Source organism: Synechococcus sp. R55.2, from assembly GCF_047462075.1.
GTDB lineage: Bacteria > Cyanobacteriota > Cyanobacteriia > Thermostichales > Thermostichaceae > Thermostichus.
This window is the reverse complement of sequence record NZ_JANSIH010000317.1, coordinates 1-20,955: the sequence shown is the minus strand read 5'-3', so window position 1 is coordinate 20,955 and position 20,955 is coordinate 1. Positions and strand designations below refer to the sequence as shown.

The window sequence follows — 20,955 nt, the reverse complement described above, 5'->3', positions numbered from 1 at the left end:
AGCTCAGTAAATTCAGCAAAGTTCAGGGTTTTGGGGGTTAGAGGCATGCTCTCCTCTCCATTCTCTCTGCTCTGGGGCTCAGGGGCGAGGTCTTCCTCAAGGGCAGCCACCCAACCGGAGGGGACGATCTCCATCTCGTCTGTAACCCCTGCTCTTTTCTCTTCCCTCTTCTCTCCGTCAGCCAGCTCCGGCTGTTCATCCTGCTCCGAATTGAGTTTCACGCGCCGCGAGAAACCCCAGACAAATAGGGGGATCACAGCCACCACCATCCCCCACTCCGGGATCTCGATTTGGGGGAAAAACACCTCCAACAACATGGTGCTCCCCACCAAGGCGATGATGGCAAAAGCGGCGTCTTCCAGGTGAGAGAACTCGTCCAACCAACGCAAAAACAGAGAAGCCATGTAGCGCATCAGGGTAATGCCGAGAATGCCGCCGAGGATGATTACCCAAGCCTTGCGGGAGACACCCACCGAAGCAGCGATACTGTCGAAAGAAAAGACCAGATCCGTCAGTTCCACCATCACCAGGGTCTGCCAAAAATTGGCGTGGCGGGTGATGTCCTGTTCTTGGCCTTCTTCCTCGCCCCGAAAGTGCTGCCAGGCTAGCCAGAGCAGATAACAGGCCCCCAAGAATTGGGCGGGCGGATACTCCACCAACCAAACCGCTGCAAAGACAATGGCGATGCGAAAGCCGTAAGCGCCGATGATGCCCCAGCGCAAGGCCCGATTCTGCTGCTGGGGGGTGGGCAGATGCTTCACCAGAGCTGCTAGGGCAACGGCGTTGTCCGCAGAGAGGGCGGCCTCCAAAAACACCAAAGCCACTACCAAGAAAATATCTGTCCAGGTGAAGGACTGAGTCATCCCTTGCGCCAGGATCAAGGTCGCTCCCATCGCATCTGTTGCATTTTTGACAAGTGTTGCATCAATTAGCATATTCGCGCGTTTTGTCCGCCCCAGTCAGTCCAACACAGCAGTTAACCAGCGTAGGAACCCTCCCCATCTTCGGATAAAGGTACCCCAGAAAAAGGCATGAACCCAGTTAGGTGACCAGAGGCAACACCCTCAAACTCCCGAAGGATGGGAAAGAGAAAGCCCAAGCCTAAACTATGGCCTGAGTATAGCCTGTTTGGCTCAGGATCTATTTACAATTCTTAACCTTCCGAAATCTGTCGATTCCCTGTTGGATCTCCAGTGGGGCCGCATGAACTCAATCGAGCTGCCAGCCGTTGTCCGCAACGCAGGATCTGGCCTGCCAGAATCGCCGCCCCGAAACCGTTATCGATGTTCAGCACTCCCACCCCCGCCGCGCAAGAGTTGAGCATCGTGAGCAGGGCAGCCAAGCCTTGAAAGCTGGCCCCGTAGCCAATGCTGGTGGGCACAGCGATCACCGGACAATCCGCCAGACCCGCCACCACACTGGCCAAGGCCCCCTCCATGCCCGCCACCACGATCAGCACGTCTGCTTGCAGGGCCGCCCGGTTGTGCAGCAGCCGATGGATCCCGGCCACCCCCACATCCCAGAGGCGCTTCACCTGAAACCCAGAAAGCTCGAGCGTGAGGGCGGCTTCTTCTGCCACCGGTAAGTCGGCAGTGCCGGCGGAGATCACGCTGACCTGTCCAGGATGGCTGACCACCTGCTGGGACGGGATCCAACACAAGCGGGCCAACTCGGAATACTGGGCCTGGGGCAAGCGGCTGCGGATCTCGGCATACACCTGGGCTTCGATGCGGGTGGCCAAGGCCAGGGATCCCCGCTGGTGGAGTTGCTCCAGGATTTGGGCGATCTGATCTGGGGTTTTGCCCGGCCCCCACACTGCTTCAGGAAAGCCCGTGCGCAAGGGACGGTGGTGATCCACATGGGCGAAGTCTCCCACCGGCTCAAAGGGCAGAAAGCGACAGGCTTGCAGGGCTTGCTCTGGGGTGAGCTCCCCTTGGGCCACCGCCCGAAACAGATCCTGCAGCGCTGTCGTGGAAGGGGGGTTCATGGAGGATGAGTTCAATTGCAACACTCGGCTTGGATCTTGCCTGGATTTATTGGGCCAAAGACCCGCGCGGGAAAAACAACACCGGATGCCAACTTTGCCGCAAAATCTCGCCGGTGAGGCTGCGAACCGACCACTCCCAAAAGCTGCCCACGTGGGGGGAGGCAGTGGCGATGGCCGTCATGTCTTCATCGGCAGCAGTAGCTAGGATCTCTTTGAGAGGGGATCCCACCCGCACCAGGGTGCGCAACTGTACGGGCTTCACCTGCTCGCTCAGGGGTTCAAGCACCTGGGCCAGGTCAGCCTCGGCTTTGCGCTTGAGCACCTCCACCGGAGTTCCTTGGTTGCGGCGGGCGCTGGGATCCACCACGTAGAGCAGGGTAAGCGTCTGGCACTGGGAAGTACCGGGCAGCAGGTGGCCGAGATGGTTCAGCAACTGCTGACGCGGCTGCTCAAAGTCAAAGGGCACCAAGAGGCAGCGAAACAGGTGGCGGCTGCGCAAGCGCAATTCTTCCAGGGTAAAGGTAGCCAGCAGTTGGGGGCGCATCACCAGTAGGGGGATTTTCAGCTTCGGCAACAGCGTCATGGTGGTGCTGCCGAACAATTTTTCGGCGAGCAGGTTGTGGGTACCCATGCCTGTAATCAGCAGATCGGAGCCATAGGTTTGGATGCCTTTTAGGATTAGATCGGCTGGCCTGCCCGCCTGCACCAGAGCCTTGACTTCCAACCCCGCCGGGATCGGGTTCAGCAGCTTCTGCAACTGGGTCTGCTCTGCCTGGACTTCGGGGGTAATGTCGTCGGGAATGCCGATGTCGTCCTCTTGCCAATCTACGCTGCGGACGAAGGTGACGCGCTCGATGCCATTGCTGTGCAGATCTTCTAGACACTTGCCAAAACGCTGCAGGCCATCTCGGCGGTCGGTGGCAATTAACACGTTTTTAAACATATCGTTTTGAGCATTAGGAGAGAGGGTAGCCGGCTCAAGAGCAACGCTTTGGCCCGCAGCGATCCTAAGCTAACACCTTGCGGGGTTGTTCCCAAGGCAGCAGCTCCGGATCCCTCTTCGGCGTCGATTGCTCAGCGGTTGGGATCTGCCAGGTTGCGAAACTGGGTGTACTGGCTTTCGAACAGCAGGCGCACAGTGCCGGTGGGGCCGTTGCGATGTTTGGCAATGATGACCTCGGCAATGCCGCGATCGCTGGTGTTGGGATCGTAATACTCGGGGCGGTAGATCATCATCACCAGATCGGCATCCTGCTCGATGCTGTTGTGTACCAGCAGCCCGTTGGCCACAAAGTTGTGATGGCGGGGCATCTCGATGTCGTAAACCGGCTGAGGCTCCCCCGGCTCGCTGATGAACACCACCGGATCCCAGATCAGCCCCTCCTGCACCACCACCGCCACCTCTTCCTCCAATTGCAGCTCGTCCAAGGTTTTCCAGCCCTGTTGGGTGAAAAAGGGGTGATTGCCGGTGGCGCGAATGGAAAAGTTGAGGCGGGTCTTCAGAAGACAAGTGGGCTGGTGACCGCTGCGAAACACCTTCACCGGCTGCTGGGGCACCAGGCGTCCGCGTCCGTTCAAGCTGAGCAGGCGGGGCAGTTCCGCCGCAGCCGGTAGGGCCGCCAGTTGATCCAACCGCCAGATCTTGCCGCGATCCGCATCCATCACCTGCGTATCCCCGGCCAGACAGCCCGATTCCCGCAGGTCTGCCAGTTGCGGGCGCTTATCGGAGCGAGACTCAACAGCTCGACTGAGCTGAGACAGCACCAGCACCGGCACCATCAGCTCCTTGGCCATGGCCTTGAGGCCACGAGTAATGCGCGACAGCTCCTGCACCCGGTTGTCGGCGGCGGATCCCTGCATCAGTTGTAGGTAGTCGATCAACACCATCCCCAACGTTCCCCCCTGTTCCGCCTGCAAACGCCGCGCTTTGGAGCGAATTTCTGTAACGGTACAGTCGGGGGTATCGTCGATGAACAGGGGCAGTTGCGACAAAAAACCAATGGCTTGGCCCAGGCGCTGCCACTCGTGTTCGCTAATGCGCCCAGAGCGCAGACGGCTGCTGTCGATGCGGGCTTCGCTGGCCAAAAGCCGCTGCACCAGTTGCTCCCTCGACATTTCCAGGCTAAAGATAGCGACCGGCTGCTTGGCATAGGCAGCCACATTCTGGGCAATGTTGAGGGCAAGACTGGTCTTCCCCATCGAGGGACGACCAGCCAGAATCAGCAAATCGGATCGCTGCAAGCCCTGAGTCAGGTTATCCAGGTCGATGAATTTGGTCGGGATCCCCGGAAGCTGTGCCCCGCTTTGGAACTTCTCTTCCAAGTCCGAGAAGATATTGACCAAAACCTCAGAAGCCGGGATGAGGCTACGCTGCACTCGCTCTTGGGTGAGGCCAAACACCTGCTGCTCGGCTTGATCCATCACCTGAGACAGGGGCTGACTGGTATCGTAGGCCAAACGAGCCAGGGTGTTGCTCACCTGGATCAACTGGCGGCGCATGTATTTATCCATCACCAGGCGAGCATACTGGTCGATGTTGACGCTGCTGACGGTTTGCTCCAGCAGACGACGGATCGCCCCTGTTCCTCCCACCCGCTCCAGAAGATGATGATCCGCCAACCAGGCAGACACAGTCATCAGGTCAGTGGGTTGGCCTTGGCTGTGCAGTTGGAGAGCAGCCCGGTAAATCTCTTGGTGGGCAGAGATATAGAACATCTCTGGACGCAGAAACTCCGCGACCCGCACCAACGCATCCGGATCGAGGAGAATGCCCCCCAGGATTTCCTCCTCGGCTTCAATGTTTTGAGGAGGAAGCCGATCCCCACCCGTTAAGTCGTAATCGCTGATCACCACAAGCCAGGAGTAGGAAAATCAACCCAGCCCTAGGGCAACCGGCCTCTCAGCCAGTCAGCTCCAATCGTCAGGCGGGTCAAGCTCTAGGCTGAGCATACCCGCTTGTTGCCTAAGGCAAAAACCCTACTCACCCCGGGATCCCTCACGGGAACTCAGGGATCCTCGAAGGTGAGTCCTCATTCGGGAGTAACCTGAATGCGCAGCGTAGCGGTAACTTCGGGGTGTAACTTTACCTGCACGGGATAAACCCCGGTTTTCTTGATCTCCTCGTTGAGCAGAATGTTGCGGCGGTCGATATCCAGGCCGCTGGTAGCCAGCACTACCTCGGCAATATCGCTGGTGGTCACCTGCCCGAATAGGAGATCGTGTTCTCCCACTTTCTTACGGATGACAAAGCGACCGATGGTCTCCAGAGCAGTCTTGTAGTTTTCCGCCTGTTGTCTTTCTGCCAGTTTACGAGCTGCCTCCTGCTGCAGACGCACCTGCTGCTCTTTCAATATGCCAGGGGTAACCCGCACCGCCATCTGCCGTGGGAAGAGGTAGTTGCGAGCATAGCCGGGCTTGACGTTGACAATCTCTCCGGGCTTGCCCAGCCCTGGGATCGCCTGGCGCAGCACAACCTGCATGTTACGTTTCGACATTGGGAAGACACTTCTTTTCTCGACAGCCCTCCATTCTAGAGGCTCAGCAGGTTCATCGTCAGCCCAGAGTGCCATAGCCACCAGCCCGTCGGCATAGGGGATCCCTTCTCAGAGCTTATTCCCGATTGGCAGGTCTCTAGAGTCCTCTTCCAGCTCTGAACCTTGGCGGGAAGATGAAGAAGCCACCTTTCCAAACTCAAAAGGCGGAAGTTCTCTGTTTTGGGAGATACCCAATCCAGGATAGGGAGTGGCTGACACCAAAGGGGATCCCTTGAGGGGTTTGCAACATTTGGCGGATATCCCCAGAGATAACCTGGGCTTAGCCTCGTTTTAACCAAAAACAACTGGCCTTTACGTTATAGTAGCTGCGCGGACTGGCGAAGTCTTCAATGGAGCGTTCCCGAGGGAACCCTGCGTGCTCAAAGGGATCCCTGGGATGTTGCTATCGGTTGAAGGCTTGTTGAGGATCGCAGGGTTAGCTTGAGGGTTGCCTCCAAGCTTCCAGGCGGTAGTGGCATACCCAGCCCGACGAGTTTTGATTGGGTTGGGTAAGGTTCTCGAGTGAAGTAGCCTTTTTTAGATCTGGACTGAGATTTTGTCTTCATCTGGGAGAGGAGATCTGTATGGTGACGTTGCACCCCTTGGAGCGTCGTTCTTTCCTGAAGTTTCTATCTGCCACTGTTGCCGGCTTTGCGGCTAGCCAGGCGAATTGGCAGCGGGTGTTTGCTCAGCAGACCATCACCATCAATGGCGCTGGGGCGACCTTCCCGGCCCCCATCTATCAAACTTGGGCCCAAGAGTTTGGCAAGAAAAACCCTAACATCCAGGTCAACTATCAGTCTGTAGGAAGCGGTGCGGGTCGTCGGCAGTTTGTAGCCCGCACGGTCGATTTCGGTGCCAGTGACAGCGTGCCCCGTCCTGAAGAGATCAACCAAATTGAGAATGAGGCTAACCCTCCCAAAGGGATGGTTTCTGTACCCATGGTGGGCGGAGCGTTAGTTGCAGCGTACAACATTCCTGGGGTGGGCCCCGAAATCCGCCTTTCCCGCCTGGCACTGGCGAATATCTTCCTGGGCAAGATCAAGAACTGGAACGATCCCCTGCTGGCTGGCCTTAACCCACAGGTGACTTTCCCGGATTTGCCGATTACCGTCGTGCATCGCTCTGATGGAAGTGGTACCACCGATATCTTCACCACTCACCTCAACGCTATTAGCCCAGAGTGGAAGCAAAAGGTGGGTCGCGGCCCTTCGGTAAACTGGCCAACCGGCGTAGGGGCGCGTGGGAACGAAGGGGTTTCCGAGCAGATCAAGCAAATTCCTGGCTCGATTGGCTACGTGGAATTCGGCTTTGCCAAGCTCAACAACCTGAACATTGCCCGTCTGGAAAACCGGGCAGGCAAGTTTGTAACTCCCAACGTCGAGACGGAGAAAGCGGCGCTGGCCAGAATTCAGCTCGACGAGCGTTTGCTGGGGGTCGATCCGGATCCTAGTGGGGAAGACTCTTACCCTATTGCGGGCTACACCTGGATCCTTGCCTACAAGGTTTACCCCAAAGCCGAGACTTCCAAGGCCGTTAGAGAGTTTCTCCGCTACGGCCTCACTGAGGGGCAGGCTTTCGCTGAGCAGTTGGGATATGTCCCTCTGCCGGAAGAAACGCGGCAAAAAGCTCTGGCTGCGCTGGAAGGCATTACCCCGTAAAAACTCTTACCAACCACTTCTGGCTTCAGGCGGATGAATACCTTTTTTTCTGACAGCAGTTCTATGTTTCGGCCTCGGCCGGTTTTCCAGCGCCGGCGCGACCAGGTTTTTATCTGGGCTACGCGGATTGCCGTGTTTTTCTCGGCCTTCCTGCTGCTCTGGATTGCTCTGGAGATCGGCATTCAGTCTTTGCCAGCTATCAGCAAGTTTGGACTGAGTTTCTTCTGGAGCACCACCTGGGATCCGGTCGAGGATATCTATGGGGCCTGGCCACAGATCTACGGCACGCTAGTGACTTCTCTCATCGCTCTGATTGTGGGGGTTCCTTTTAGCTTTGGCATCTCTATTTTTCTGAGCGAGGATTTTCTTCCGAAGTCCTTGCGTCTGGCTCTGATCATTGTGGTTGAGCTGTTGGCGGCTATTCCCAGTGTGGTGTTCGGCATTTGGGGATTGTTTGTCTTCATCCCCTTCTTCCGCCCCGTTCAGATGTTCCTGTACGAGAACTTCAATTGGCTTCCCATTTTCAGCACACCACCGATTGGGCCGGGGATGTTGACGGCAGGGGTTGTCTTGGGGATCATGATCATCCCCATCATCACGGCCATCGCCAGAGAGGTTTTGGTGGCTGTTCCTCCTGAGCTGCGCGCGGCTGCCTATGCGATGGGGGCTACGCGATGGGAAGCCATTTTTGGAGTGGTACTACCGGCTGCGATTGGGGGTATGTTGGGGGCTGTGGTGCTGGGTTTGGGACGCGCCCTGGGCGAGACCATGGCGGTGGCAATGCTGATTGGCAATGCGCGGGGGATTAGAGTCTCGCTTTTGGCCCCTGCCAGCAACATCCCTGCATTGCTGGCCAGCGAGTTTGCAGAAGCAGCCGACGAGCAGATCTCGGCTCTGATGTATGCGGCTTTGATCTTGCTGGTCATTACGCTGGTGGTCAACATCATCGCTGAGCTATTGGTTCGTCAGGTCAAGTTTGCTTTGACGGCTTCTCGGGAGTAGAGGAACATGGCGACACAAGTGGCAGCACAGGCCAATTTGTTCAAACGCAAAGTCAGATCCAAGCGCGTCGTGCTGGACTGGGTGATGACAGGCCTGATCTTTGCTTCCAGCATTTTTGCGATTGTTGTGCTCGCTTCCATCCTTTACTATGTTTTCGTCAATGGCATTGAGCGCTTCAATTGGCAGACCTTAACCCAGCTTCCTCCTCCTCCTGGCGATCAGGTAGGCGGCTTTGGCAACGCTGTGCTGGGAACGATCATTGTGGTATCGATTGCCATTACAATCACTTTCCCTATTGGTCTATTTGCTGCGATCTATCTCTCGGAGTTCGGCCAGAACAGTTCTACAGCATCATCTCTGCGTTTCATTATCAAAGTGCTGACGGGGGTTCCTTCCATCGTCGCTGGCGTGTTCGCCTATGGGGTGCTGGTGCTTTCCACCAAGACCTTTTCTGCCCTTTCTGGCGGAGTAGCTCTATCGGTATTGACTTTGCCGATCATCATCCTCTCCTGCGAGGAGGCTCTGCGCTTGGTGCCGGCGGACACTCGGGCTGCCGCCTACGCCTTGGGAGCTTCGCGGGTGCAGACTGTGTTTCGGGTCGTTTTGCCAGCTGCTTTGCCGGTCGTTCTGACGGGAGTGACCTTGGCCATTGCCCGAGCAGCTGGGGAGACTGCACCTCTAATTTTTACTGCTCTGTTCAGTTTCCTATGGCCCGATGGTTTGCTGAAGCCAGTAGCTTCGCTGGCGGTGCTGATCTACAACTTTGCCATTGTTCCCTTCGAGAACCAGCAGAAAATTGCTTGGGGAGGAGCCTTGGCTTTGGTGATTCTGGTTTTGATCACCACGACCAGTTTCCGGCTGCTGCTGAGCCGTCGTCAGGAAACCATTACTATCTGATCTGGTTCTTCTGAGATTTTTGCCTCACTATTCTTCGATTTTGAGTTTGGGTTCTGAAGCAACGTCTACCTCTGGTACTCCTATGCGCCCTCCATTTCCCGGCACTCCTGATTCCTCTGAGAAGTCTGCCAACTTAACTGTTGAGCTGGAAACGCAAGCAGTCAGTGTTTACTACGGCTCTCATTTGGCGGTGAAGCAGGTTTCTCTGAAGATTCCCAAGAATCACATCACTGCTTTTATTGGCCCTTCCGGCTGCGGCAAGAGTACTTTGCTGCGCTGCTTTAACCGCATGAACGATCTGATCCCGGGGGCGAGAGTAGAGGGATCCGTAATTTTTCACGGGAAAAACATCTACGATCCCGATGTAGATCCTGCTGAAGTGCGGCGGCGAGTTGGCCTGGTGTTCCAAAAGCCCAACCCCTTCCCGAAGTCCATCTACGACAACATTGCCTTTGGGCCACGGGTCAACGGCTACCAAGGAGACTTGGATGAGCTGGTAGAGCGCACATTGCGTCAGGCCGTCCTCTGGGATGAGGTGAAAGACAAGCTGAAGATGAGTGGGCTCTCCCTTTCGGGGGGACAGCAGCAGCGTCTTTGCATTGCCCGCACCTTGGCCATCCAGCCGGAGGTTATCCTGATGGATGAGCCTTGTGCCTCGTTGGATCCAATCTCCACGTTGCGCATTGAGGAGTTGCTCAAGGAACTGGGCCGTCGCTACACGATCATTATCGTTACCCACAACATGCAGCAGGCAGCGCGGGTCTCCGACTTTACCGCCTTCTTCAACACTGAAGTCGACGAAGAGGGGGTTCGCTACGGACGGATGGTGGAGTTTAACCGCACTGAGAAAATCTTTAACTCTCCCGCCCATCGGGAAACGGAAGAGTACGTGAGCGGACGGTTTGGCTAATCTGCTGTTGGCGATCCCTCAATTCTGGTCAGTTGGGATCCCGCTCGCCTATTCTAATGGGCGGGAAGATCTATGCAAGGTGAGGCACCGGCGAGATGGCCAAGCGGGTGCGTCTGGATAGCTGGTTGGTGGAGCGCGGATATTTTTCCTCACGCCAGCAAGCGCAACGCTCCATTTTGGCAGGAGAAGTCTTTCTAAATGGGGTGCGGGCGGAAAAGCCTGGAACCTGGGTGAGCGGGGATCCAGCGGTGCAAGTCCAGTCTGGGCCTGCTTTTGTCTCACGGGGGGGAGAAAAGCTACAGGGGGCGCTGCAAACTTTTCCTGTTCAGGTGCAGGGTCGTATTTGTTTGGATGCGGGCATTTCCACAGGAGGTTTTACAGACTGCTTGTTGAAACGGGGAGCCCAGCGGGTCTACGGAGTGGATGTGGGCTATGGGCAACTGGCCTGGTCTTTGCGAACGGATGCGCGGGTGATCCTAAAGGAGCGGGCCAACTTGCGCCATCTGCAGCCGGAGGATCTGTACGGAAGCGAGGCACCTCCCCAGAGCTGGCCGGATTTGGCGGTGGTAGACCTGTCTTTTATTTCCCTGACTAAGGTGCTAGCTCCGCTGTGGAACCTGTTGCGTTTCCCACGGGAGGCGCTGTTGCTGGTGAAGCCCCAGTTTGAGGCGGGCCGAGACCAGGTGGGTAAAAAGGGGGTGGTACGGGATCCGGCTGTCCATGCCCGCGTGCTGGAGACGGTGATGCGCTCGGCCGTGGCCCAGGGCTGGCAGGTGCAAGGCTACACGTGGTCGCCCATCACTGGCCCTGCCGGCAATATCGAGTATTGGCTCTGGCTGGCTGAAGGAGAAGGGATCCCTCTCCCCAGCGGCAGTGCGCTACAACAGATGAGCGAGCAGGCGAGAGCGACTTTACATGCATAGATCGTCGATTTTGTCAATAAGCTAATGTGCTGGATTGAGGGAGATGAGCCAAAAAATTGAAGAATTATTTCAGGAAGGGATTCGGCGCTATGAATCCGGGGAAGCGGCCAAGACGTTAATTCCCTCTTTTGAGTCAATCTGTAAGGGATCCCCAAAGGCGGCGGCGGCTTGGACGTGCTTGTCCTGGCTCTACCTTCTGGAGGGGCAGGCGGAAAAAGCTCTGAAGGCCGCCCAGACTGCTGTGAAGTTGGATCCGGTGGATGCCCAGCCCCGTGTGAATCTGACCCTAGCCATGCTGGAGCTGAAAAAAACCGGGGTACGCCAGCAGGTGGAGGCCATTAAGCAAATCTTGGCACGGGATCCCGAGCAGATTGAGGGTGTCAAATCCAACCTGCAAGAGGGAGGGAACCGCCGTCCCGCTTGGCCCCACTTGAGCAAGATTTACAACTGGCTTTTTGAAGAAGATTAAGTGACCCTATTCCTGGTTTTGCAACAAGATTTTAGGAAAATCTAGGGCTCGTTATTTTAATCTACAACTCTTAGCGATGTCCTCATGGGGTCGGTGCTAGACTTCATTGTACCCAATCGCAAGATGAAATCCATTTATCCATAGGGGCTAGCTCTCATCGCCTTCCCTTCGCCGGACTCAATTGATGAGATTGGGCTCTGGGTTGGTGCGAGATGCTTGGCCCGGTGGTGGCTGTACTTTTTACGCTGCACTTCATTGTATTGCGGTGCGGGCTGTATTGCCGCTGCTTCCATAGCCGCTGAGATCGAGTCCTATTTTCGAACCTTACTCTTTTGACCCCTTTGACCGCAAATGGGAGGAACTTTAAGATGAACCGTCAGATTGTTTGGGTTAAGAGCGATACCCGAAACCACCAAGGCCACTTCATCCCCCAGTCTGAGTATACTTTGGTCGAGGCTGACCAAAATGGCTGGGCGTTGATCTGTGCTGACAATGCCCGCTGCTATTATGTGGATCCCGAACAACTCCGGTTTGAAGCGGGATGAGGGCTGTTGCCACCTATTCAGGGCTTTTTGACCTCAGGGTGTAGGAGAGCCGGATTCCCGTCATGCATTCTCCCCATGCCTTTGGCGTGGGGTTTTTTATGGGATAAGGCAGAGGCCGGCAGCGGACTTGGTAGCGTTGGATGCACTTGTAACCCCGTCCATATGCTTGAATGAGGCCACTTTAGAGGGGTGGGCTTGGCCGGCAATCCTCACCCCATCCGCATACCCAAAAGGGGGTTTATCCATGTTGAACATTGGGCGGCAGTGGCCACGTTGGCTAAAGATATTGGTTATCACAGTTGTATTTGGCGTCGGTATTGTAGCTCTGACCATCGCCAGTTCGCCGGGATCCCCCAAGGCCTCTCACCCGCTGGATCCCCTGACTGCCGAGGAAATTAAAATGACGGCCAGCGTTATCCGCAAGGCCGAGAACTTGGCCGAGGATGCCACCTTTGTGCTGATCGATCTGCGGGAGCCCGACAAAGCCGAGGTGCTCAGCTTTCAGCCGGGGGATCCCTTTCGCCGAGAAGCTTTTGCCATCGTTTACGAACCGAAGGCCAACCGCACCCACGAAGCCATTGTCGACCTGATGGAAAACAAGCTGGTTAGCTGGACGGAAGTGACCGGTGTGCAACCGGCGATGGTGAGCAGCGAGTTTGGGTTGGCCGCAGAAGTGGTGAAGGCGGATCCCGGCTGGCAAGAGGCAATGCGCAAGCGGGGGATCACCGATTTCGACCGCGTGGCTGTGGATTGTTGGGCGCCGGGCAACTTGAGCGAAGAGGAAAAAGCCTCCGGAAATCGCTTCTGTCGCGGCATTTCCTACTACAAAGGCGACAACTGGAACTACTACGGTGCCCCCATTGAAGGGGTTTTGGCCACTGTGAACCTGAACACGGGAAAAGTCTCAAAGCTGATCGACGATGACACCCTTGTGGCCTTCTCCAAAGAGAGCTTTGACTACGACCTCGCTTCTCTGGGCAGCGTTCGCCCCGCCCCCAAACCTCTAAAAATTACCCACCCCGAGGGCGCCAGCTACGACATCAAGGGTAACGAGATCACCTGGCAAGGCTGGAAGTTCCGCTACCTGATGCACCCGCGCGAGGGATTGGTGCTCTACACTGCTCGCTACCAAGAGGGAGAAGAAGAACGGCCTGTGTTCTACCGGGTGAGCCTCTCGGAGATGGTGGTGCCCTACGGGGATCCCGATGAAACCTGGTATTTCCGCAACGCCTTTGATGTGGGGGAATACAACTTTGGCTTGCTCGCCAACACCATGGAGCTGGGCAAGGAGGTACCGGAGAACGGCCTGTTGCTGGATGCCGTCTTTGCCGACAACGATGGGGAGCCCTACGTGATGCCGGGGGTGATTGGCCTCTACGAGCGGGATAACGGCATGCTCTGGAAGCACTACGAGTACAACACAAAGCGCAACGATGTGCGCCGCAGCCGTGAGTTGGTCATGACCATGACCGCCGCCATCGGCAATTACGACTACGGCATTAGCTGGGTGTTTCACCAGGATGGCACCTTTGAAGTGCAGGCAGATCTGACCGGAATCGTCTTGGCCAAGGGTACAGATGCTGTGACGACTGCTGACGCGGATCCCTTTGCCCCCCTGATGGCACCCAATGTGGGCGGTACCAACCACCAGCACTACTTCAGCTTCCGGCTGGATATGGATGTGGATGGCACCGACAATGCCGTTATGGAGATGAACCTCAAGCCCCTGCCCCAAAGCCCCGACAACCCGGCAGGCAACGCCTTCATCATGGAGGAGAAGCATTTGCTCAGCGAAAAAGAGGCCGTACGGGACTTGAACATGGCCAGCAGCCGTAAGTGGGTCATCGTCTCCAGCAGCAAGACCAACGCCCTCGGCGCTCCTACCGGCTACGCCCTCATGCCCGGCCCCAATGCCATGTTCCTGCCGGTCGAGGGATCCAACGTGCGGGAGCGGGCCGGATTTGCCACCCACCACTTCTGGGCTACCCACTACCAGCCCGGCGAACTGTATGCTGCTGGCCCTTATCCCAACCAAAGCGGGCCTGGAGAAGGATTGCCGAAGTGGGTGAGCGACGACCAACCTCTAGAAGGGGAGGATCTGGTGGTTTGGTATTCCTTGGGCGTTTCCCATGTGCCGCGCCCAGAGGATTGGCCGGTGATGCCTGTACACAGAACGGGCTTTAAGCTGATACCTTGGGGCTTCTTCGACCGCAACCCGACGATCAATCTGGCGGAGCCGGCCTGATATTCGGCTTGAATCTTGTTAACTTCAACTTTCAATACAGAGGGTCTGGTCTGTCCCAGGCCCTTTTTGACTGCCACTTAGGGAGATTCCCAGGGTTAACCCCGCTCTCGCATGGCTTCGGCCAGCAGGCGGGCCACTTCCGGTCGAGAGAACTCCGGCGGGGGCACTTCACCGCGTTGCAGCATTTCCCGCACCTTAGTACCCGATAGGTGAATGCGCTGGTGGGGTTGGCTGGGGCTGGTCTTGGCCGTGGCCATGGTGCCGGTGACGGTGCAATAGAAAGCATGTTCAAACTTCAAGGGAATGATGCCCAGCTCCCCCGGCTGGAACTCATCAAAAATGTGTTGGGCATCGTAGGTGCCGTAGTAGTTCCCCACCCCGGCGTGATCCCGTCCCACAATGAAATGGGTACAGCCGTAGTTTTTGCGAATGAGGGCATGGAAAATGGCCTCGCGGGGGCCGGCGTAGCGCATCGACGCAGGATTGATGGCCAAGATCACCCGCTCCTTGGGGTAGTACTTTTCGATCAACACCTCGTAGCAGCGCATACGCACATCGGCGGGAATGTCGTCGCTTTTGGTAGCCCCCACCAGCGGGTGCAAAAATAGCCCGTCCACAATCTCCAAGGCACATTTTTGGATGTATTCATGGGCGCGGTGGATGGGGTTGCGGGTTTGGAAGCCTACAATGGTTCTCCAGCCTCTTTCCCGAAACAGGTGCCGCGATTGGGCCGGATCGATCTGGTAGGCCGGAAAAAGAGGGTGGGGATCCCGCTGCAGGAGGGTGACGGGGCCGGCCAAATAGACGGATCCCTGCTCGTAGAGCACCTTTACCCCTGGATGCTGCTCATCGGTGGTGCGATAAACTTGCCGGGCTTCGTATGTTTTATCGTAGGTGAACTTCTCGGTCAGCTCCAGTAAGCCCAGGATCTTGCCCGCGGAGCTGGCCAAGGCGATCATTTGCCCCTCTTTCAGACCCGCTGCCACTTCCGAGGAGACCGGCAGGGTGACCGGCAGCGACCAAGCCAAGCCATTGGCCAGGTGCATCGTTTCCAGAACGGCCTGGTAATCTTCCCGCCCCATAAACCCCGTCAGTGGGCTGAAGCCCCCGATAGCGATCATCTCCAGATCCGATTGGGCCCGCTCGTCGAGATAAAGAATGGGGCAATGTTCGGCTTTGGAACGCAGCTCCTGCGCCTGCTCAGGCGGGGCAATGCGGTTGATCAGGGTGCCCCCGTGGGGCGGAATGGCATCACCAGCAGGGAGAGTCGATGGAGATTGGCTCATGGGAAGGGCAGCGGGAACAAAGGTTATCCAATCCAATATCCAACTATCGGATCCCAGATCCCCAGAAAGTGGGGAAGAAAGCACAGGTCGGGCTGAAAGCAGGCGGGAGCAGAACAGATGGAGACCCCATCCAGGCTCACACCCTCAGGGATCCCCTCCATCCCAGTCAATCCAGCAGATAGGGAGGCATGCTTTCATCGGTGGCTGATACATTGTCGAAGATGGGCCGATTCATAATCTTCTTTTGCGCGTGCAGAGGTGAGGATTGGGGTTTGGGCTGAATGGGGGCTTGTCCTCTGGGGTTCTGTAACTCCTGGATGGTTTTAGCCCGCTCGTCTGCGACCGCTTGCAACTGCGCCAGCGCCTTTTGCAATTCGTCCCGATGGGCAGTGACTTGCTGCAATTGAGCTTGCAGGGCAGAGACTTTGTTTTGGTAGTCCTGCAAGAGTTGTTGAGCTTCGGCCAGTTGGCTTTTGAGGGCTGCAATTTCCGGCAATTCTGGGGTTGGTTCTGGGGGAGACTGAGAAGACATCGTTGTCGGCTCCTCACCTGTGGGAGTAGACTCTGCAGAGGTGGGCTCTGAACTGGTTTTAGCACTGGCCTTGCGCCGAATTCCGCCAGAGCGGCGGGAAGTTTCCCCCGACGAAGGAAAGAGGCTACGGTCAGATCCGGTCACAAGAGCACCTCGTGTTCAACCAACTGTAGCAGCCGCTGACACACCGCCGACCCAGGCCGATAGTCCATCACCGTCAAGCCGTAGTCAAAAGCAATGCGCAAATCGCTGCTATCTGGAATAGTAACGGGTGAAAGCACATCCGCAAAAATCTGTTGCGCTTGCACATACAATTGCCCGGTATGGGATCCCGACCAAATGCCCCCCGGCAGATAGCGGTCGTCCAGCATCGTCAAAACGGCGCGGGCGTGGCTGAGCTGGCCTTTCAGGGCCTCAATGTAGCGCAAGGTTACTTCCGTGCAGGAGAAATCGGCGCGGTTGAGCCGCGTCGGGATCAGTACCCGCTGGGCCACCCGCAGGGCATTGGCGGTGAGAGCATTCAGTTCTCCCGGCGTATCGAGAAAGATGAAGTCGTAGTCCTGCAGCAGGGGATCCAGTTGGCGCTGCAACAGATCCTGACCCGTCTCTCCGGCAGCAGCCAGTTGGGCCGCCACTTCCGCCATGGTGCTGTGGGAGGGCGCCACATCCACTCCCTTGTCCGTGCAGTAGATCACCTCTTCCAGAGGACGTTGGTGCTGCGGGTGTAAGCTGGCCCAAGCCGTTTCCAGTGCCGCCAGGGATCCGGCCCCTTCCAGGTAAAGGTTGCTGGCGGTGGCCTGGGACGTGAGATCGATGAGCAAAACTCGGTATCCCCGCTGGGCCGTCAACTGAGCCGCGTGGACGCAGAGGGTGGACTTGCCGGTGCCCCCTTTGTTGTTGGTAAAGGCCAGGATGCGCGCCATCAGCTCCCCCCGTTTTGCCAACTTGTTCCCCTTTCCGAGCAGCCCGGCCAGATCCGACAGGACAGCCGTTTAGGTGGCCCCGCAGCAGTCTATGCTATTGGGTGTAGCCTGGTGGAGGACAACCATGCGCGATGTACTGGCGATCATCTTGGGAGGTGGGCGTGGCACCCGACTTTATCCCCTGACCAAGCGCCGCGCTAAACCTGCTGTGCCCCTGGCCGGCAAATACCGCCTCATCGACATCCCGGTCAGCAACTGCATCAACTCCGACATCGAAAAAATCTACGTCCTCACCCAGTTCAACTCTGCCTCTCTGAACCGCCACATCGTCAACACCTACCGCTTGTCCCCCTTCACAGGCGGCTTTGTGGACGTTTTGGCGGCCCAACAAACCCCTGACAATCCCGATTGGTTCCAAGGCACCGCCGATGCCGTTCGCCAATACCTCTGGCTGATGGACTCCTGGAAGCCGCGGGACTTCCTCATCCTGTCTGGGGATCACCTCTACCGCATGGACTACCGCCCCTTCATCCACCATCACCGGCAGGTGGGAGCCGATGTGACCCTGGCGGTGCTCCCCTGTGAAGAAAAAGTGGCCTCGGGTTTTGGCTTGCTCAAGCTCGGCGAAAACGGTCGCATTGTGGATTTCAAGGAAAAGCCGAAAGGAGATCTGCTGAAAGCCTGCCAGGTGGACACGCAAGCTCTCGGCCTCAGCCCGGAAGAGGCCAAAGCCAAACCCTACATTGCCTCTATGGGGATTTACGTGTTCAGGCGGGAAGCCCTCATCGAGATGCTCAAAGTCAAGGATCATACCGACTTCGGCAAAGAGGTGCTGCCGGCAGCCATCGGCAAATACCATCTGCAAGCCTATCTCTTCCAGGGTTACTGGGAAGACATCGGCACCATCGAGGCTTTTTACCGGGCCAATCTGGCACTGGTGCAGCAGCCCAACCCGCCCTTCAGCTTCTTCGACAGCGAAATGCCCATCTACACCCGCCCGCGCTTTTTGCCCCCCAACAAAATCCTCGACTCCCAGATCGTCAACTCCATGATCGCCGATGGCTGCATCATCAAAAACGCCCAAATTCGCAACTCCATCATCGGCATTCGCAGCCGCTTGGAGGCCAACACCATTGTGGAAAACACCCTGGTAATGGGAGCCGATTACTACGAGTCGGCAGAAGAGCGACAGGCCAGGCTGGAGGAAGGGATCCCACCGGTGGGCATCGGGGCCAACTCCCACATTGTCAACGCCATCGTGGATAAGAATGCCCGCATTGGGCGCAATGTCCGCATCCTCAACAAGGATCACGTCACCGAAGCGCAGCGGGAAGAGGAAGGGATCTGGATCAGCAACGGCATCGTCACCATCATCAAAGACTCGGTGATCCCGGACAACACCATCATTTGAGGGGGAAACAGGCCGGCCCTGGCCGAGAAGGGGGCAGGATGGGGCTGACAGGCCCTTGCGCAGAAACGGCGAGGCTTTTTCTGTTAAGATGGATACCAAGAGCTTCAAAACAAAAGACTGTGAGATCGCTGGAGTGTGTTTAGTAGAACTTCGCCCATTGCCGCTTTGGAAGTTTACGATCCGCAATTGATCTGCCGCTATTACCGCTGGCGCCTGCCCCAAGTGATCGGTCGGGCGCTGGCCATTCTCTGGCCTTTCTTGTGGTTTGTCCTCTGTTTGCGCTGGGATCAACTGTGGGGACACACTGATCGCAATGTGGGACGGCGCTCGGTGCAGTTGCGAAAGCTGCTCACCGACCTGGGGCCAACGTTCATCAAGGTGGGTCAGGCCCTCTCCACCCGCCCCGATCTGGTGCGCAAAGACTACCTAGAAGAACTCACCCAACTGCAAGATCAACTGCCGCCATTTCCTTCCGAGCAAGCATTTGCCCGCATCGAATCCGAGTTGGGCCGTCCGATTGCCGAGATCTTTGCCCAGATCTCTCCAGAGCCGGTGGCTGCTGCCAGTTTGGGCCAGGTTTACAAAGCGCAGTTGCACAGCGGCGAATGGGTGGCGGTGAAGGTGCAGCGACCCCATCTGCGAGAGCAGTTGAGCCTGGATCTGTACCTGATTCGCTGGGCCTCGACATGGCTGGGCCCCTGGCTGCCCTTAAACCTGGGCAGTACTTTGACGGCGGTGGTCGATGAGTTTGGCCGCAAGCTTTTTGAAGAGATCGACTACCTGCACGAAGGGCGAAACTGCGAGCGCTTCGCCGAATACTTCCGCGACGATCCGGATGTGTACGTGCCGCGCATCTTCTGGGCTTACAGCACCCGCCGGGTTCTGACCCTGGAGTGGATCGACGGCATCAAGCTGACGGATGTGGAGCGCATTCGAGCAGCCAACCTGGAGGTGAAACAATTGGTGCGTATCGGGGTGGTTGCTGCCCTCAAGCAATTGCTGGAATACGGCTTTTTCCACGCGGATCCCCATCCGGGCAACCTGTTCGCCCTGGCCGATGGTCGCTTGGCCTACATCGATTTCGGCATGATGGATCAGCTTACCGAGGAAATGAAGGAGTACTTGGTGGATGCTCTGGTTCACCTGGTGGATCGCGACTACAACGCCCTGATCGATGACTTTATTCATCTGGGCTTTTTGCAGTCGGATGTCGGCCGCCAAGAGCTGATCCCCGCCTTGGAAAAGGTGCTGGCAGACGTGCTGACCCAAGAGGTGGTCAACTTTAACTTCAAAACGGCCACAGATCAGTTCTCCGACTTGATGTACCGCTACCCCTTTCAGGTGCCCTCCCACTTTGCTCTGGTGATCCGCTCTTTGGTCACCCAAGAGGGAGTAGCCCTCAGCCTCTATCCCCAGTTCCGCATCGTCGGTGTGGCCTATCCCTATGTGGCCAAGCGCCTGCTGACGGATGAATCGCCGCGTATTCGCCAACGGCTGCTGCAAGTGTTGATCAAAGACGGCAAGTTCCGCTGGAACCGCCTGGAGAACCTGATTCAAATTGCCCGCAGCGATGGGGAACTGGATTGGTTGCCCACCGCCCAAATGGGCTTGCGCTACCTGATGTCGGAAGAGGCCCGCGATCTGCGCCGCCAGTTGGTGCTTTCCCTCACAGAAGATGATCGCCTTCACTTTGAGGAGCTGCAGCGCCTGTGGCGGTTGATCAGCCCTGAACTTTCCCCGGCCTACCTCTGGCAGGCGACGCTGAGATCCCTACCCTCGACCGGCGATCTGCAACACACGTTTGCCGAGTTCAGGGATCAGGTGCAAGCCCATCTGGAACATCTTAGCCGCTGGCGGCCACCTCAACCCTGGTCGGATTTGCTGGCAGGAGTGGGACAGGAAAGATAGAACGGAAGAAGGTGGCTCAAGTTTAAGTTTGTTGTTTATTGAGCTGGACAGAAGCGTGGCAGATCAGAAAGGTGATTTCATTGCGGGTGTAGTGACCGGCGCCGTGTTGGGAGGGATCATCGGCGGGGTGATCGGGTTTGTGCTTGCCCCTCGACTCAGCAAGGGATCCGCCGAAGGCCAACGCCGGGATCCAGATCGCCTCAACGGCACCTCCGCAACCCCTGAACGACCGCGCCTCAGTGCTTCAGGTGAGCCCGCCATGTCCAGCGACTGGAAGAAGTGGGAAAATGAGGCAGAACGCATTGCTCAAGCCCGCCGCACTCTAGAGGCCAAGATTGCCGAGTTAAACGAGGCGATTCAGGCCATGCGCACGCAATTGCTCGTCAAGGAAACCTCTTCCAGGGCTGTTGAGGAAAAGCCTTGAGCAGGGGATCCCTGTCCATGCCAAACTAGAGGCGGCAGCGGCTTTCCTCTCTAGGTTCTGCCATCCTCTCTCGGCTGAGTTGCGATCCTGGGCCAGGTCTGCCTCTGGCGAAGGTGCTTCAGCTTAATGGATGTTGAGTTGATCGAGTTGTTTCCCTACTTTTCCCAACCATGATGCTCAGTCACTTGTTGTCTCCTCTCGCTTGGGTGGACGGCCTCTCCCTGGGGTTGGTCTACGGCACTGCCGCGTCTTTGCTGTTCCGCTCCCTTTACCAGTTCATTGTCATTTACAATGCTCTG

General features: G+C 57.1%; 19 protein-coding genes. 11 read left to right on the top strand and 8 right to left on the bottom strand.

From position 1 onward, the window contains the following. The 5 genes from NW838_RS10155 to rplI all read right to left on the bottom strand — a co-directional run. Nucleotides 1–893 (bottom strand): TerC family protein (locus NW838_RS10155; RefSeq protein WP_414427976.1); only part of this gene is annotated, 893 nt, incomplete at its 3' end. Between the two features lie 260 nt (nt 894–1,153). Beyond that, nucleotides 1,154–1,987 (bottom strand): nickel pincer cofactor biosynthesis protein LarB, encoded by an 834-nt coding sequence (gene larB / locus NW838_RS10150; RefSeq protein ID WP_414355857.1) that lies wholly within the window; start codon nt 1,985–1,987, stop codon nt 1,154–1,156. 46 nt (nt 1,988–2,033) lie between these two features. After that, entirely contained in the window at nt 2,034–2,930 is an 897-nt protein-coding gene (locus tag NW838_RS10145) for a universal stress protein (protein WP_414355858.1), read from the bottom strand. Nucleotides 2,931–3,061: 131 nt separating this feature from the next. Then, nucleotides 3,062–4,837 carry a replicative DNA helicase gene (gene dnaB / locus NW838_RS10140; protein ID WP_414341640.1) on the bottom strand — a complete coding sequence of 592 codons (1,776 nt, stop codon included), beginning with the start codon at nt 4,835–4,837 and terminating at the stop codon, nt 3,062–3,064. A 179-nt stretch (nt 4,838–5,016) separates the two neighbouring features. After that, nucleotides 5,017–5,481, bottom strand: a complete 465-nt coding sequence (rplI, locus tag NW838_RS10135) for a 50S ribosomal protein L9 (RefSeq protein WP_414355859.1) — start codon at nt 5,479–5,481, stop codon at nt 5,017–5,019. Between the two features lie 623 nt (nt 5,482–6,104). Here rplI and pstS point away from each other — a divergent pair. The 8 genes from pstS to NW838_RS10095 all read left to right on the top strand — a co-directional run bounded on the left by pstS (nt 6,105) and on the right by NW838_RS10095 (nt 14,172). Beyond that, on the top strand, nt 6,105–7,181 hold the full coding sequence (gene pstS, locus NW838_RS10130; RefSeq protein ID WP_414427975.1) for a phosphate ABC transporter substrate-binding protein PstS: 1,077 nt from the start codon (nt 6,105–6,107) through the stop codon (nt 7,179–7,181). Between the two features lie 33 nt (nt 7,182–7,214). Further along, complete coding sequence (pstC, locus tag NW838_RS10125; protein WP_414355861.1) at nt 7,215–8,183, top strand: phosphate ABC transporter permease subunit PstC; 969 nt, start codon at nt 7,215–7,217, stop codon at nt 8,181–8,183. Between the two features lie 6 nt (nt 8,184–8,189). After that, entirely contained in the window at nt 8,190–9,080 is an 891-nt protein-coding gene (pstA, locus tag NW838_RS10120) for a phosphate ABC transporter permease PstA (protein WP_414427974.1), read from the top strand. Between the two features lie 82 nt (nt 9,081–9,162). Further along, nucleotides 9,163–9,990, top strand: coding sequence for a phosphate ABC transporter ATP-binding protein PstB (gene pstB, locus NW838_RS10115; protein ID WP_414355863.1), 828 nt, complete (start codon nt 9,163–9,165; stop codon nt 9,988–9,990). Between the two features lie 95 nt (nt 9,991–10,085). Then, a complete protein-coding gene (locus NW838_RS10110) occupies nt 10,086–10,913 on the top strand; it encodes a TlyA family RNA methyltransferase (RefSeq protein WP_414355864.1) in 828 nt (275 codons plus the stop codon). Nucleotides 10,914–10,956: 43 nt separating this feature from the next. After that, nucleotides 10,957–11,382, top strand: a complete 426-nt coding sequence (locus NW838_RS10105; RefSeq protein ID WP_011432703.1) for a hypothetical protein — start codon at nt 10,957–10,959, stop codon at nt 11,380–11,382. A gap of 368 nt (nt 11,383–11,750) precedes the next feature. Continuing rightward, nucleotides 11,751–11,927, top strand: coding sequence for a hypothetical protein (locus tag NW838_RS10100; protein WP_414355865.1), 177 nt, complete (start codon nt 11,751–11,753; stop codon nt 11,925–11,927). 244 nt (nt 11,928–12,171) lie between these two features. Then, nucleotides 12,172–14,172, top strand: a complete 2,001-nt coding sequence (locus NW838_RS10095) for a primary-amine oxidase (RefSeq protein ID WP_414355866.1) — start codon at nt 12,172–12,174, stop codon at nt 14,170–14,172. Between the two features lie 95 nt (nt 14,173–14,267). Here NW838_RS10095 and sat read toward each other — a convergent pair whose 3' ends face one another. The 3 genes from sat to NW838_RS10080 form a co-directional block, all read right to left on the bottom strand. Next, nucleotides 14,268–15,458: a sulfate adenylyltransferase gene (gene sat, locus NW838_RS10090; protein WP_414427973.1), complete on the bottom strand. Its 1,191-nt coding sequence runs from the start codon at nt 15,456–15,458 to the stop codon at nt 14,268–14,270. A 166-nt stretch (nt 15,459–15,624) separates the two neighbouring features. After that, complete coding sequence (locus NW838_RS10085) at nt 15,625–15,990, bottom strand: hypothetical protein (protein ID WP_414355868.1); 366 nt, start codon at nt 15,988–15,990, stop codon at nt 15,625–15,627. A gap of 140 nt (nt 15,991–16,130) precedes the next feature. Continuing rightward, entirely contained in the window at nt 16,131–16,913 is a 783-nt protein-coding gene (locus NW838_RS10080; protein WP_414355869.1) for a ParA family protein, read from the bottom strand. Between the two features lie 124 nt (nt 16,914–17,037). Between NW838_RS10080 and NW838_RS10075 the strand changes: the two genes are divergently transcribed. The 3 genes from NW838_RS10075 to NW838_RS10065 all read left to right on the top strand — a co-directional run bounded on the left by NW838_RS10075 (nt 17,038) and on the right by NW838_RS10065 (nt 20,656). After that, on the top strand, nt 17,038–18,324 hold the full coding sequence (locus NW838_RS10075) for a glucose-1-phosphate adenylyltransferase (protein ID WP_414355870.1): 1,287 nt from the start codon (nt 17,038–17,040) through the stop codon (nt 18,322–18,324). 135 nt (nt 18,325–18,459) lie between these two features. After that, nucleotides 18,460–20,232 carry an ABC1 kinase family protein gene (locus tag NW838_RS10070; RefSeq protein WP_414355871.1) on the top strand — a complete coding sequence of 591 codons (1,773 nt, stop codon included), beginning with the start codon at nt 18,460–18,462 and terminating at the stop codon, nt 20,230–20,232. A 55-nt stretch (nt 20,233–20,287) separates the two neighbouring features. Then, complete coding sequence (locus NW838_RS10065) at nt 20,288–20,656, top strand: hypothetical protein (protein WP_414427972.1); 369 nt, start codon at nt 20,288–20,290, stop codon at nt 20,654–20,656. The last annotated feature ends 299 nt before the right edge of the window (nt 20,657–20,955 follow it).